General features: G+C 68.1%; 9 protein-coding genes. All 9 read right to left on the reverse strand.

Features of this window, described 5'->3' with window-relative positions; genetic code table 11:
* Nucleotides 1-231: 231 nt before the first annotated feature.
* The 9 genes from PKH97_RS00900 to PKH97_RS00940 are packed head-to-tail and all read right to left on the reverse strand — an operon-like array spanning nt 232 to nt 15,406.
* A complete protein-coding gene (locus tag PKH97_RS00900; protein WP_324385511.1) occupies nt 232-4,641 on the reverse strand; it encodes an FtsK/SpoIIIE domain-containing protein in 4,410 nt (1,469 codons plus the stop codon).
* On the reverse strand, nt 4,638-5,408 hold the full coding sequence (locus tag PKH97_RS00905; protein ID WP_324385512.1) for a hypothetical protein: 771 nt from the start codon (nt 5,406-5,408) through the stop codon (nt 4,638-4,640). The genes PKH97_RS00900 and PKH97_RS00905 overlap by 4 nt, the downstream gene beginning before the upstream one ends.
* The gene (locus PKH97_RS00910; RefSeq protein ID WP_324385513.1) at nt 5,408-7,054 is read right to left on the reverse strand and encodes a serine/threonine-protein kinase; all 1,647 of its coding nucleotides are present in this window, start codon (nt 7,052-7,054) and stop codon (nt 5,408-5,410) included. Before PKH97_RS00910 ends, PKH97_RS00905 begins: the two co-directional genes overlap by 1 nt.
* On the reverse strand, nt 7,051-8,568 hold the full coding sequence (locus PKH97_RS00915; RefSeq protein ID WP_324385514.1) for an FHA domain-containing protein: 1,518 nt from the start codon (nt 8,566-8,568) through the stop codon (nt 7,051-7,053). The genes PKH97_RS00910 and PKH97_RS00915 overlap by 4 nt, the downstream gene beginning before the upstream one ends.
* Nucleotides 8,565-9,422, reverse strand: a complete 858-nt coding sequence (locus PKH97_RS00920) for a protein phosphatase 2C domain-containing protein (RefSeq protein ID WP_324385515.1) — start codon at nt 9,420-9,422, stop codon at nt 8,565-8,567. Before PKH97_RS00920 ends, PKH97_RS00915 begins: the two co-directional genes overlap by 4 nt.
* Before the next feature lies 1 nt (nt 9,423).
* Nucleotides 9,424-10,851: an RDD family protein gene (locus PKH97_RS00925; RefSeq protein WP_324385516.1), complete on the reverse strand. Its 1,428-nt coding sequence runs from the start codon at nt 10,849-10,851 to the stop codon at nt 9,424-9,426.
* Nucleotides 10,848-13,172, reverse strand: coding sequence for a transglutaminase domain-containing protein (locus tag PKH97_RS00930; protein ID WP_324385517.1), 2,325 nt, complete (start codon nt 13,170-13,172; stop codon nt 10,848-10,850). Before PKH97_RS00930 ends, PKH97_RS00925 begins: the two co-directional genes overlap by 4 nt.
* On the reverse strand, nt 13,169-14,428 hold the full coding sequence (locus tag PKH97_RS00935) for a DUF58 domain-containing protein (protein ID WP_324385518.1): 1,260 nt from the start codon (nt 14,426-14,428) through the stop codon (nt 13,169-13,171). The genes PKH97_RS00930 and PKH97_RS00935 overlap by 4 nt, the downstream gene beginning before the upstream one ends.
* A 6-nt stretch (nt 14,429-14,434) precedes the next feature.
* Entirely contained in the window at nt 14,435-15,406 is a 972-nt protein-coding gene (locus PKH97_RS00940) for a MoxR family ATPase (RefSeq protein WP_324385519.1), read from the reverse strand.
* Nucleotides 15,407-15,412 lie beyond the last annotated feature (6 nt).

Below are 15,412 nucleotides of genomic sequence, written 5' to 3' on the forward strand. Positions count from 1 at the left end.
GTGATATTGGCCATGACTTTCCTCCTTGAATCTGAACCAGGCTCTCTGGCTGTTGATGAACCTACGGACTCGTTACCGGAATGTCGATGGGTTCGGCGACCCACGCCGAGTCAACGAACGCACCGAGGCGCGAGACCAGCAGCCAATGCTCGATTGTTGTCTTGGCCACGGGTTGACATTGGCACCAGCCGCGAGGTCTCGCCAGTCCTCAGATTTGACGACACAAGCACGTCATTCGGCGACCGGAATCTGCACCTTGACGTACTTCCCGGACGCGATCCAGTAGCCCCGCCCGGGAGGGAAGTCCGCGGGACGGGTTCGCGGGGTCGGCGTGTTGAGGAGGTTGTCCGCGTCGTCTGTACTGGGCCTGAGCACCAAACCCGTTCGCGCTGAACGGAATTCACGCAGGAGGTCGGAGTATGTCGTCCAGTCCGAGGTGTCGCCGTCAGCCACGATCGGGTGTCCGTGCTTCTTGGCGAGCACCGCCAGCTCACGCAATGCGTCATCCACGGGCCCATCGACGAAGGCAGGCAGATTCTCGATGATGACAACCACGCCTGGTCCGGTGTCCGGCGGCGGACTCGCAAGGCTCGACGCCAGACGGGACGCGAGCTGCACTGATTGCTCCGGATCGTGCTGCGACTCGCGCCAAAGTGCCAATCCCGACAGGGGCGACTTGCGGTGCGCGAAATGGAACAGCTCCGCTCTCGGATACGCCCGATGCAAGGATTCGGCGAACCAGCGCAGTGCCGACGTCTTGCCCACTTGAGCACCGCCGGCCACGAGTATGGGACCGGACGGGTCGAATCCGATGGGCTGCAGGGACTCGTCCGAAACGCCCACCACCGGGCGGCCGGCGACGCTCGCGGGCACTTGCGCCGCCGTGATCAGTGCGGGCAGCGCGCGCACTGGCTCGGGCCGCACGGACAGCTTGTGAGCCACCGTCTGAGCGAGTTCCTCCAGGAGCCGGGCCTGGACCGCAACACTGCGTTCGCCACCGAAGATCGCCAACTGCAACTCCTGCGGCTTGTCGGCCTGGAGGGCACGGCCGGGTGGGCTGGCGGGCGTGAGGATGTCACGCGGCACGCCCAGGGCCAGGTAGCCATCCTCGTCGGCCTGGCGCAGCACCACTCGGCGCAGGAAGCTTGCCGCCACCGTCGTCGGGACGGCATTCGGGCGGTCGGCCGTCATGGCGACGTGGATGCCGAGTGCGCGCCCCTCGCCGACAATCTTCAGGAAGGCGGTGTAGACAGCGTCGAGATGGATGGAGCCTTCATACTCCGACCGGAAGGCTCCGAAACCATCGACGAGCACCAGGATCCGCGGCTCGTTGGGCGCGCCGGCTAACTCCCGGTAGTCCTTGAGAGTGGCCGCACGCACCGCGGAGAAGCGCTCGGTGCGTTCGTCCACGACGGCCACCAGCCGCCTGATGAGGCGACGGATTCGTTCTTCGTCTTCGCCGCGGATCACTGCACCGACGTGCGGCAAGGTCTCGAGCGACGCCAGCGCGCCACTGGCGAAGTCCAGGGCATAGACGTGAATCACGCCTCCACGAGGCAGGATCGCCGCGGCCGCCGCCAACGTCCGAAGTGCCGCCGACTTCCCCGAGCCGGTCGCTCCGTAGTAGAGGATGTTCCCGTCGACATCGGGCCGGAAATGCTCCGCGATTTGCCGCTGATTCTCTGGATCGTCGAGCACGCCAAGGACGAGCGCATCGTCGCTGCGCTGGGTGAGCAGACGCAGGTTGTAGATATCCGCCAAGGAGTCCAGCCAAGGCTTTCGCGGCGCCGGCACGCGCCCCAACTGCGCCGCCGCGGCGATCGAGGCCGTAATCCGATCGAGGTCCGTCGCGACCGGGGCGGGCGCCGACTGCACAGCCGGCGGGGTCCAGCTTCGCCCCGCACCGAAGTCCAGGCTTGAGACCTGGATCGGTGGCGCTTGGGGCGTCGCTGGTGTGCGTGACCCCGGATACGCGGACTGGAACTGCATGATCCGCCCCGGCCCGGTCTTGGCCGCGCCGCGCCCGGGGGTGCCGGGATCGAAGTGCGCCGCCATCGGGGTGCCCAGCACATCCGATGAGTCGGATTCGTCGGCCATCCGCAGGGCGATCCGCAGGTTGGTATTGGCTCGCAGGTTGTCCTTGATGACACCCGCGGGGCGTTGGGTCGCCAGAATGAGATGCAGCCCCAGGGAGCGACCGCGCTGGGCGACGTCGACCACGCCGTCGACGAACTCCGGCACCTCACCGACCAGGGCCGCAAATTCGTCTACGACGATGATCAAGCTGGGTGGGCAGTCCGGATCTCCTGTGCGTTCGAGATCGATCAGGTCCTTCTTGCCCCTGTCGTTCAACAGGTGCTCGCGGAAGCGCAACTCCGCCCGTAGGCTCTTCAGCGCGCGCTGGACGAGGTAGGGCGAGAGATCGGTGACCATACCCACCGTGTGCGGCAGATCCACGCACCGGGCAAATGCGCTTCCGCCCTTGTAGTCGACGAACAGGAAGGCGACTCGGTCCGGGCTGTAGGCACGCGCCAGCCCGAGGACCCAGGCCTGCAGGAATTCGCTCTTGCCGGCACCCGTAGTTCCCCCCACCAGGGCGTGCGGCCCTTGGGTGCGCAAGTCCAGCGCGAACTTCTCCGACCCGGTATGCCCGACCAACGCCCGCAAGCCGGCAGGGCGGTCCACGGCCAGCGCGGGCGTTCCGTCGCGCACTGTTAGCGAGCCGTTCTCGCGCCAGCCGGCCAGCACCGCTTCCGGATCGTCGGGAGAGGCGTCGTCGTAAAGAGCGACGAGAGGGACCGACCGTGGCACATCGCTATCGTCGTCGGTGGGTGCCCCGCTGTCGGTCACCGGCGCAAGTTGTCGAGCCACTTGCGCCGCCGTGGCCAGGTCCAGACCCTCGCAATGCAAGGGGTTCAGCGTCTTCTCGGTGCGGACCATGCCCGCGACCGGGTTCGTCGAACCGATGTCCACGAACGTCCGGCAGGCACCCGGAATCACGTGTCTGCTGGTGGCGACCCACACCACAAAAACACCGAAATCCGGACCGCGTTCGGCCACGCGGGTCAACCGGCCGCGATCCACCAGCGACTCATCAACGATGACCACGACTGCCGGCAAGGGAGATTGCGGACGGTCCTCGTCCTTGACCAGGGGGCCCCTCGCCGCCGCCGTCGCTCCGGACGCTTGCCGACGCACGTCGATCACGTCCTCGATCTGACCCAAGAGGCTCGTCCCGCTGATGGCGTCGGCCACCAGGTGTTGGCTGACGGGTGAGTGCGGCGAGGCCACATGGGGCAGCCACTCGAGCCACGACCAGCGCTGCCTGCCCGCGCTCGACGTCAGAACGCACAGCACGACCTCGGCCGGCGAATGCAGGATGGCGATCTGCGCGACGAGGGCGCGGGCGACATCGTCCACCGGCCCCCGGTCACCGCTGAGGCCGATTCCGCCGACCGAGCGCAGGTCGGCAACCACGGGGGCGTCACGTAGCGTCAGCAACGACTGGTGGGCCGCGACGACCTTGTCCACACACTCCGGGACACCGACGCGTTTCGGCCGCTCCACAATGCACTTCGGCTCGACTGCGCCGATGCCGAGTCGGGTCTGGAGGAACTCCGGGTGTTCGGGACGGCGGGACCACATCACCGGGCTCAGGCTCGCTGCGGCCTGCACGCACTGGGCCACTGATGGGTGCATGTTCAGCAGCTGTTCGCGTTCTCGATCATGCGCGTGGCGCACCTCGGTCGTCACCCGCTCAAGATCCTTCTCGAAGGTCGCGAGGTCGAGCCTGAGCTGGCGCCGCGAGTCGACCTTCTGGCCGAAGAAGCTCCCCGCCATCATCACCGGGCTCATCATGATGAAGAGCACGGCCTGCGGTGTTCGGTTGAAGGCGAACATGACCGTCCCCATCAGCAGGGGCGCCATCATCGCCACCCAGGGGAAGAAGCTCGCTCGGGGCGCCCGCGGCGCATCCGGCAATGCCATGGACTCAGACCTGGGACGTTCCAGGACCCGCGGCGGACGGACGAAGGCCACATCGCTGGTTGCCTCACCCTGCACGGACGTCTGCAGTTGGGACACGGTGAACGTCGTCGCCCCGACGGTGACCAAGTCCCCATTGCCCAGCGTGGCCCGCGCGACGCGGACCCCCCCGATCACGACACCATTGGCCGAGTTTGTGTCGACGATGTCCACTCGATCTCCGACGTTGATTCGTGCGTGGCGCTTCGAGACAAGCGGGTCGTTGACGCGAACATCGCAATCGTGAGAACGACCGAGGTCGCTCGAGCCGATGGGCAGTTGCACCTCGAGCCCGGAGTTCGGCCCGGTCACGACGCGCAGCAGCGCGCCCACGCTGCCCCGATCCGCCTTGCCGGCTGCCGCGGCATGAGCCAGTTCGACGGTTGCCCCGGAGCGGAGCCCGGCCTCCAGGACCGGCGTCGCCGGCGCCAGGGTCGCCCCCTCGCCGCGCGATCCGAGCAAGCGCAAGGTCAGGTCCCGTCGTCCCGGATCGGCCCTGCCGTCCTCACCCGCCGCGAGCGCCGCCGCCATATCCCCGGCCGTCGCCGTCCCGTCCGCCACGATTTGCACATTGGCGCGGCTGCCGTCGGGACGCCGCAAGGTGAGCCGGATTCTCATTCGTCGTCTCCCGGGTCCTCGATCGGGTGGCCTTGAGCGGCGCGGGCCAGGACGGTGGCGTTCTTGCGTGCCTCACGATCGAGGAGGGGCAAGTCGGAGCGCGTGACGAGGAGGGTAGAAACGGCATACTCGACGAGTTGTAGGCGCCTATTGCTTGCCTCGGCACCGGGGCTACCGTGCAGGCCGCGCACCCCGGCGCGAGTCAGCTTGTCGCAGACATTGTCCAGCTTGCGGTTGAACCGCGTCTGCGCCCAGCCGAGACGACGCGCGGCATCCACCGCAGCAGGTACTTCGGCCGCTCCCGATCCGGCGCGCCGCAGGAGTGGTTCGGCAAGGGCGAGGATGGCCAACAGCTGAGTCTCGGTGAACGTGGTCGGCGAGATGGTGGTGTCGCCCGTCGTGACCACGCGGTGTTGCTGGGTCTCATAGGTCGCCACGTCCGTGGTCAGGATGACCTCGTACGCCGTGGCACCCGCTGTGAAGGTCAGCAGCGTGCTCGGGAAGACGAGCGGTAACCGCGCCCCCGCGGCGAGCGATGTCCGCATCAGCCCCTGCCCATCGGTGAGGAAGGCCGCGATCCGTGATCCCACATTGCGCACCCACCACAGACCGTCCACCAGGCTGAACTCGATGAAATGCCGGTGGAGATACGGATTGTCGTCGATCACGAGGTCACCCTCCCGGCCGATGACAAAGCTGGTCGAGCCGTCGAGTTGATGCACCTCGCCCGCGAAATCGACTGTCAGGGAATATGTTTCGTCAGTCATCAGACGCACTCCTTGATGGGATCGGACTTGGATCCGGTCTGTCGGACAAGCTGGACCGACACACACGTGCGCCCCTTGACGGCGGGCACCGTCACCCGCGTCTCGCTCGTCTGAACCAGCGTCAACTCGGTCGACGGATCCAGGACGCCGTAGAGATAGACATCCCCCGGTAGCGGCGCGGGATTCGACCACTTCGCCGTGACCTTGCTGCCCGACTTGGCCAGCGTCAACCCGACCAGGGGCGGGACGACATCGCCGATCGGATCCACAGGGGCGGCAGTCGTATTGGTCGTCTGCCCGGCAGTTGTTCCTGAGTCCCCTTGCGAGAGAATGAGGTACGCACTGACTCCGCCGACTGCAAACAGGGCCGCGACAGCGGCAGCAATGACGCCGACCCGAGAACCACCGGCCGGGGGGGGCTCGACAGGCGGGTCGGGCGGTCGCGCCACCCGAGCATCTCCGGTCCGGTCGGCCCGCTGGGTGTCGCCCTCGATGAGCCCGGGCACCGGTAGGGCGGGTAGTTGCGTCACTCGCGTCGGCGAGCCCGAACCGAAAGCATCGATGACACCGGGCTGTAGTCGGCGATCACCACCCACGTGCGTGGAACTCTCGGTGACGGCGTGAGGTGCGCCGCGATCGAGAGTCGATGCGACCGGCTGCGAGGTGGGCGTCGCACGTGGCGACGTATGCCGATTGGTCTCGACCGGCTGGCTCGTCCCGCTCGGGTCGACGGGCGTGTATCCGGAAACCACGGTTCCGCTTCGCTCGCCCGAGTCCGCCTCTATCTCCTCATCGTCGGAGAGGACCTCCAAGGGCGTGGGGCGAATGTGCATCTCGTTCTGAACGGCGTTGAGCGCGAATGCGAATTCGGCAGCACTCTGATAGCGCTGGTCGGGATCCTTCGCCATCGCGATGGCCAACACGCGCTCCAGGGATTCGGGGACGCCGACGACCCGGGTGGGCGGCACGGGCGCGGTCATGACGCGGCGAACGAGAGCCAGATTGTCGTTCGGGCCATCCGCGAGAATGAAGGGGCTGCGCCCTACCACCATGGTCCACAAGGTCGCCGCCAGCGAATAGACATCGCCGGCCCGGGTCATCGCCCCACCGGATATCTGCTCTGGCGGCGCCCACTGCGTCGAGAAGGCGTCCGGACCCTCGCTCTGCCCGGTCAGCGAGCCTGAGATCCCGAAGTCTGTCAACGCGGGTTTGCCGCCTTGGGTGAACAGGATGTTCGCCGGTTTAATGTCCCGATGCAGGATGCCCATCCGGTGGGCCGTCTCCACGGCACCCGCGACCGCAATCGCGATCTCCAGGGCCCGATCCAAGGCGTAAGGCCGGGCAACCAGATCGAGTGAAACGTCGCCCCGGTTGCAGTACTCCATGATGAGGTAGGGCGCACCGCCGGCGGCGACCCCGGCGTCGTAGATGGTGACGATGCTGGAATGGTTCGACAACCGGGCCATTGCCTGCGCCTCCGCTTCGAAGGTCGCTTGCTTGCCTCCAACATCACGCAGGAGCACCTTGACCGCCACATTGCGCTGGTGCTTGGAATAGATGAAGACATCGGCGAATCCGCCGCCCTTGAGAAACCGGACGAAGTCATATCCCTCAATGTGCGGCGGCTCGGATTGTTGCCGCCTCATGGCATTTCCTCAAAGACCACCGATGCGCCGTGCCCCAGGTCGAGAATGTCCCCGTTGTAGATCGGGATCGGCTCGGTCAGCTTGCTGGGTTGCTCGCCCCGGCGCCGCAGGAAGGTGCCGTTCAGCGAACCGAGATCGCGCGCGAACACCGTCCACCCGTCCACCCGGATCTCCAGATGGTTGCTCGATACGTGCGGATAGCCCGGTATGACGAGCAGTTGCGGCAGGTCCGCGCCGTGCCCTCGTGCACCACTGGGTTTGCGGCCTACCAGGACGATCCCGATCAACTCGCAGGTCGCGCCCGTCGACGCGCGCATCCGGCCGACGACGGGCTGCGCGACTCGCCGGCCGACATCAGGCGGGATGGCCTCCCGGCAGATGCGGCACGCCGTGCTCTGAGGTGGGTTCGGGTGAGCACGGCTGCAGAAGACAGCAGGGACAGCTCTCGGGTCCGGGGCGACGGATGCCCCGCCGCCTGGTCCCGGGTGCCCGACCGCCCGTCGATCGCCGATGCCCGGGACCAGGCCTTCCAGATCCAGGCGGCCGATGGTCTCGCCGTCGTGGTCGCCGTGCCTGGCGGGCTGCTGCCAGGGCCCGGCGCCGCCGACGCCGGGTCCGACCGGCACACCGGAGATCAGTCCGTCGGCGTTGCGCCACCATGGATCGGCACCTGGGCCCGTCCCCGGGGTCGGACCCGCGGTTGCGGGGGTACCGGGCGACGGCGCGCCAGGGCCGGAGGGACGATTGGGCACGCCTGCGGACGCGTGTTCCTCGCCCGCGTTTCGGACCGCGGCCTCCTCCACCGATCGCGCGATGGTCGCGTCCCACAGATCGTCGAAGGCTCCGGGGATCGGCCCGTCCACATCCAGTTCGCCGGGGAGGAGGGTGACCAGGTCGTCCTCCGGCAGTCGAGTGACATCGAGATCGTTCGGCACGGCGGTGGCCCCGAGGTCCTCGTTGCCCGGGAACCCCACGACCAGTCCCTCGTCCTCGAGGGCTCGGCCCACCGGCTCGGAGGTCTCCGGCGACTCGACCAAGTCGTCGCGCGCTCCTTCGGCGTCCTGCCCGGTTCGAAGACCGCTCGTGAGCCGGCTGGCGGGCACGACACCGTTCGCCAGCCGACGAGCGACGCCCTCCGCATCGGCAGGACCCGAGAGCATGAACGCCACCGTGCCCGGGACCAGCCGCTCGGACCAGGTCACCGCTTCGCCACCGCTGATGTCGAGTGGCTCACCGGCAGCGTCCGTCGCGTGGACGCGGAAATCTCCACGGACGGCGAAGTGCACCCCATCGGACAATCGAAGGCCGATCGCAAAGCCGGGGATCGCCAACAGACCACCGCAGGCGGCGCTCAACCCCTCGAGGAATCCCGCTAGATCACTGCCGTCGGACATGACCGACCACAGCTGTTCGGCAACCGACAACTCCAGATCGCCATCGACCAGCGCCAACCCATCAGGCCAGACCAGGCCGTGGTCCTCACCGGCAATCCATGTCACCTCGACCGGCGTCATTCGGACTCCGCCAAGGGTTCGGGTACACGCATCGTCCTGGGGAGGGTCGGCCCGTCGAGATCCATGACGTCATCCGGGTCGGCGGCGGGGGTAGGCTCTCGCGGGGCAGCGACGACCTCGATCGCGTCGACCACGATGGCGGTGACATTGTCCCGGCCCCCCGCCTCGACCGCCGCGGCCACAAGACTCCGCGCCGCGGCCACCGGTTCCGGGACGGACAGCAAGGTGGCGGCTATCAGCTGGTCGGTCAGCTCGCCGTGCAGGCCGTCGCTGCAGATCAGTATCCGGTCCCCGGGCGCCGCCACGAGGAGCCACTGGTCGACGGCCGGCCGAGTCGACATCCCGGCGCCGAGAGCCCGCGTGATGACATTACGTTCGCCGTGGCTACGGGCCTCAACCGCATCGATTGCGCCGTGATCGAGCAGTTGCTGCACGAGGGAGTGGTCGATCGTCACCTGCTCGAGTTCCCCGTCGGAGAGCCGATAGGTGCGCGAATCCCCGATATTGAAGACCAGCCAGCAGGGCGTCCCATTCTGCTCCGCCATACCGACACCGGTGACTGTGGAGCCGGGTGCCGAGCGGGCCGAGGCCGGTAGGGCGGCCACCTCGCGGGCCGCTCGCGCGACAGCCTCATCAAGACCGGCGGGTGTCACCCACGTTCCCGCGATGCTGTCGACAAAGGCCGCCACGACGGCACGAGATGCTGCGGCGCCGCCGACGTGCCCACCCATACCGTCCGCGACCAGAAAGACGGGCGCACTGGCCAGATAGCCGTCCTCGTTCGATTGGCGTCGCCGTCCACGATCGGTCGCAACACCTGCGGCGACCGTGAAGATCATCTCGTGCTGCGTCATATCAGCCGGCAACGACGACGAAGCTGCGATCACCGAACTCCACGCGGCCGCCCGGAGGAACTGGATAACGCTGCCCGACAATGGCTTTCGTCGGCGCACCCCCAGGAACCGTGACGCGCACGCCGTTCATCGAGTTCAGGTCCTCGACCCAGACGCCGGCTCCATCCGGACCGACGGCCAGGTGGGTCTTCGAGATGGAACGAGCGAGATCCGCGACCGGGATCAAGCGCGCCGATTCGAACCCGGGCAGCTGACCGGGGTTCCGCCCCAGGAGAACTGGGGTGTCGATGTCCAGAACCTCGCCATTGTCGACGCGGATGCGGACGGTGGTGAACGAGCGGGCCAGGGTCCGGTCCAGCTCGTTGCCGCCGCCGGCCACCGGGGCGCTCACCGGCTCCTGCGGCGGGCGCATGTCCCGCACGAGAGGTGCCGGCTCGGCGAAAGTGGGCGTCGGTGCCGGTACGCCGAAGTCCAGGGCGTTCGGGAAACTCGGTGCCGCCGGTTGAGCCACGTAACCGACGTCGAACGCCGGCGCCACCGGCGCTCCCGGGAACACTTCGGATGGCGACGGAGAATGGGGGGAGGCCGATGGCGCTGACGTACCCGGGAACCCGCCGGCCGACGGCGGCGCAAAGGGAGAATTGGGCGGTGACGGGGCGAACGGAGTGTTCGACGGCGCCGGGGCCGACGGGCGCGTGGCGGGTTGCCAGCTGTCCAGGGGCGAAACGGGAGCCGGCTGCGGGGCCGAGGGCAACGGCATACCGCCGGAAGCGACGCCTCCCGGGGCGCCAATGGCGGGCGCACCCTGACCGAAGGGCGATGCGGAACCGGGGAAGGCCACCTGCTGAATAGCCGGCGGGGGCATCCGTTCTGGCACGCCCGTCGCGGTCTCGGCGGCCGGTGCGCCAGGCTTGCGGCCTCGCCGGTTGTTGATCACGACCACGCCAGTCGCCCGGTCGAACCAGTTGCGGCCTAGACCTGGGCGGATCGTCGCCACGAGCAGGATGGCGCCTAACCCGAGGGTCAGGCCGATGACCAGACTCTGCAGGAGGTACTTCAGAAAGGTCTTGCCGCCCGACACTCGGCCGGTTTGGACATCGACATTCTGCAGCCCCAGGAGGATCGCCCCGACCCGCGACCCTTTGGCAAAGAGGACGTAGAGGGCGAGCACACAGAAGACGACGTTGACGGCGATCGCTCCCACCAGGCCGATGCTCAGCGCGCCGCCCACCTCATCGCTGCTCGAGGAGCCGCCCAGACTGAGCAAGGCAGCGAACAGGGGCACAAATGCGATGAAGCCGATCACCCCGCCGACCACTGCATCCAGGAGATACCCGAGGATGCGCTCGCCGGTCGACGCCGGGGCATAGCCGGCCAGTGCCGGATGGTGGCCGGTGTCGTCGGCGGGAATGCTCGCGGACATGGTCATGACAGCCCTTTCGATTGGCGTTTTGCTCGCAGCGAGGAGATGGAGGTGACGGCCCGGAGCCGTCGCCGGGTGGGCACCGAACGGCGGATGCCGCGAAGAAGTACGTCGACTTCGGACCACATGCGCCGCACGTCGTCCGGTGTCGGTTCGGCCGCGGAGAAGACCAGAGCGTCGACCGCGGTGGCTATGGGCGCGGCGTCGGTGTCCGGGAAGTGCTTACGCAGGGCAACTGCGTGCTCGCTGCGCGTCGCCGACCGCAACGGGGGCGCCCCGAGATCGACCGTCGCGTCACGGAGTTCTTCCCAGCTGCCGCTGACGCGTTCCGCGAGCGTGGGTGCAGTCAGTCGCCGGCGGCGGCGGCGGTGCTTGAGCAGGAGAAGCACGAGCAGCGGGCTGGCCAAGGCCAGGCAGATACCGGCCCCGAGCACGACATACTTCCCGATCCGCGCCCAAAGCGGTGTGCCTTCGTCATCCTGGGGTGGCTTGGCCACGCCCTCGTAGTCGAGGGGCCGATCCGCATCGCTGCGCGGTGGATCGGGCGGATTGAGCACTTGCGGCATCGGCGAGAGCCGTTGCTTCTTGATCTCCTTCTGCGGCTTGCGGTCGTGATCCGGTGTCGGGTCGAAGGCCACCCACGCGTCCGGCTGGAACGCCACCTCCACCCAAACGTGCGCATCCGCGCCCGTCAAGGCCACGGAACCGTCCGCTGCACGGCTCGACGTCGCCCCGGGATAGAACCCCATTACCACTCGGGCCGGGTACCCGAGTTGCCGCGCCATCAGTGCCATCAGGACGGCGTATTGCTCGTCGTCCCCCACGAGCGCGGGTTGCGCGAGCATGGCCCCGATCCGCTCGGCGGTGTGTCCGCTTCGCGAAGCCGCGTCCTCGCCGTTGGCGTAGAAGCCTTCGGTGCGTAGTCGGTCGGCGATCGCCGACAACTGACCGTATGGCGTGCTCGCCTCACCCGCGAGATCGGCGGCCGTTTGCGCCACGGCGTCCGGCACTGCGCGCGGCACGGCCAGTTCGACTGGACGGATCGTTGCGCTGGACAGTTGTGCGTCCGGGGGCCGGGTCGGGAGCACGACCGAGATCTCGTATGCCGTTCCCTCCCCCACGCCCGCCGTGGTCGCCACCGTGCCGGTCGCCGAGTTGTAGTAGAGCCCGTCGGCGCATTGCTTGGCGTCGTCGCCGGTGAACCGGACGGCTCGGACATCGCCACCGCCGGGCAGCCAGATCCCCGCGTACTTCCCTACCCTTACCCCGATGGTGGTCGGCTTCCCCTGCCGCGAACCGACGTCGACACGTGAACCGATGTGCAGATAGCCGGCGGAAGCCGCCTCAACGGCATAGACATCGCCGTCAAAGGTGTCCAGGGTTGCCAGGCGTAGTCGCGCCTCGGCGGGGAGGCCGGTCACGGTCAGCAGGACCTGCTTCTTGAGATCGGTCTCGAGATAGCGGTACTGGGTGAGTGGGCTGGCATACGCGCGCGGATCGAAAGGGGCAATGACATTGTCTCGCAGGACATGTCGATTCGACGTCGCGCCCCATGCGGGAGCGACGACGCTGGCCAAACCAGCGGCCACGGCGATCGTCGCCACCGCGGCAGCGGCGCGGCGCACGGCCGTACCCGAGAAGCCGGCGTCGCGTTCGAGGTACTCCGACGTTATTGCGCGCCGCGCGGCAGATCCTCGCCACGAACCCCACCCCAGTGCCGTCGCCCCGAACAGAACTCCTTGCGCCGGGGCGCCCGATGCGCTCTTGCTTCCCCACAGGATGCCGACCGCGAGCAGCAGGGCACTCGGCACGAGCGCCCAGAGGTAGCGGCGTGCACGCAGGGCGATGCTGCCCGCGCTCGTGGCAAGCACCAGAGCCGACAGGAAGGGCACGACCGCCGGGCCGACGAAGTCGTCGGCCGGCACGCTCACGGTCAGCAGGTCCCGCCAGCCCTGAACGACGAGGAGCAGCAGCCGCCGCAGCGAGCTCAGGGTCGGGATCACCCCAGCGACGCCGAGCGAGGGAAGCGCCAGTGCGGTGCCGAAGCCGAAGTAGGCCAGCGCCGTCACTCCCGCCATGGCCAGCAGACCGAGCCGTCGCCATGCCCCGATCAGCGCGATCGTCAGGCCGGCGAGGAGCCCGCCGAAGGCCGCGCGGTAGCCCAGCGTCGAGTCGTAAACAGAGCCGAATGACCAGGCACCGACGCCGAGCAGGCCGGCCATGGCCATCAAGTCCAGCGCAGCGGCGCGCGAGAGTGCCCGGACCCCGACACGATTGTCGGGTGGCGGTATGGACGGGTCGACGCTCAGCCGAGGACTCGCGATCATCGGATCGATCGCACCGCCCTCGGCAGATCGGCCAGGGTCGGGACGTCGATCACGGTCAGGGTGCTGATCCGGCGGCGCGTGCATTGGCCGTCCGTCACGCATCGGACGGCAAAGGCCGCGACCTGCGCCGGCACCGCCAAATGTGCAGCGCGGAGCACGCGCGGTGTGGGGAGCGACCCGGTGACCAGGGCCGCCATCGATGCGCTGGGCACCAGGGCGACGGCGTCCGCGGCGAGGTCACGCAACGGCTTCGCGCGACCATCCGTGCTCAACGGGGCTAGCTGATCGAGCAGTGCGGCCCCGGTAGCGAAGCGGATTCGGCCACGACCGGCCACCACGCTGACCTGCCGCTCCTCGCGCAGGGCCTGGAGAGCCATGGAACCCACAGACGAGACGGCCACCTCGAACTCATCCGCATCGGCATAGTCGGCCTCGGCCACGGAGAGGATGAGCAGCAGATGGGAGCGCCGGGTCTCCTCGAACTGGCGCACCATCAGCCGACCGACGCGTGCTGTGGTCCGCCAGTGCACCGTGCGCAGATCGTCTCCCTGGACGTAGTCACGCAAGGCGTGGAAGGCCACATCGGACGAGGCCAGGTCGTGCGTTGTCACGCCTTCGATGTCCTTGAGGAAGCCTTTGGTGCTGGCCTCGATCGGCACCGTGGCCGGGTGGACATAGAGCGTATGAGCGCCGGTCCATTCCCGCATGCGGCGCAGGAGCCCGAGGGGATCACCCCGGACCGAGCGGACCGGTCCGATCGCGATCACACCCCGCTGCCTGGTCGGGACCGAGAAGAGGACCTCGTGGTCTGCGTCCTTGGCCAGGGCAGGCAGGTCGAAGGAGGCCACTCCGGATCCGACGGGAAGCTCCATCCGGGCAGGGAGCAGCATCCGGCCCGCGCGATTGCGCACAGTCACGGCCCCGAAAGCCTTCTCGCCGACGGACACCCGGTCCCGGTCGAGAACGATGTCGGCGTCGTAGGCCGCCCGCCCGAGCGTCCACGCGAGGGCCAGTATCGTGACGACGAGAAAGGTCAGCCCGACAACGGTCAGTTCGGTCCAGCCCTGATCACGGCCGACCACGAGGGCCAGCAGACCGCCGCCCAGGACGACCCAACCGAGCCCGGTGACCGACCGAGTCCACGGGCGCACGGCGGCGAGGACGGGCGCAGTTCGCGGGCCGACGAGGTCGACTGCGCGGTCGCGCAGCGACCAGACCCGCCGCCGCCAGGCCAGACCCACCGAAGCCGTCGTCATCGAGACCTACCGAGCTGCCCGTTGCATCGGGGCCTGGACGCCGGCGAGAGCGCGAGCGATCACGGTCGTCGACGTGCTGCCGGCGAAGTCCGCCTCGGGCGTCAGCACCAAGCGGTGCGTCCAGACCGGGGCGGCGAGTTCCTTGATGTCGTCGGCCAGCACATAGTTGCGGCCGCGGGCCGCAGCCCACACACGCGCACAACGCACCATGGCGATCGCGCCGCGGGTCGAGACTCCGAGCTGGGTGTCCGGGTCGTCACGGGTGGCCTCGACCAGGCGCTGGACGTAGTCGAGGACGGCCTCGTCGACGTGGTTTCCCTTGACGGCGTCGGCCATCTCTGCGACGGCCTTGGTGGTGATCAAAGGCTTGAGGGAGGCGGTCCGGTCGGGATTCGCCGAACCGGCGAGCACCTGGACGGACGCGGCCCGGTCCGGGTAACCGACCGATGCCTTCATCAAGAAGCGGTCCAGTTGTGCCTCGGGCAGGCGGTAGGTGCCGGCCTGCTCGATCGGGTTCTGGGTGGCGATGACCATGAAGGGCCGCTCGATTGGGTAGCGGACCGAATCGACGGTCACCTGACTCTCGCCCATCGCCTCCAGGAGGGCCGATTGCGTTTTCGGCGAGGCCCGGTTGATCTCGTCGGCCAGAACGATGGAATGAAAGACCGGCCCCTTGTGGAACTCCCACGCCCCCTTGCGCTGGTCGTACATCGTGATGCCGGTGATATCCGAGGGCAACAGATCAGGAGTGAACTGGATGCGGGAGTGGCTGCCCTGGACCGTCGCCGCGAGGGCACGGGCGAGGATGGTCTTGCCGGTTCCCGGAGCATCCTCGAGCAGCAGGTGGCCCTCGCTGAGCAGGCAAGTCAACGCCAGCCGGATGACCGGCGCCTTGCCGAGCAAGGCTTGCCCGACGTTGTCGGTGAGTTGGCCGAAAATATTGGCGAACCACGCGGCGTTCTCGGGGGCTAGTGTCATGACGTC

This window comes from Nostocoides sp., assembly GCF_035343835.1.
Taxonomy (GTDB): domain Bacteria; phylum Actinomycetota; class Actinomycetes; order Actinomycetales; family Dermatophilaceae; genus Nostocoides_A; species Nostocoides_A vanveenii.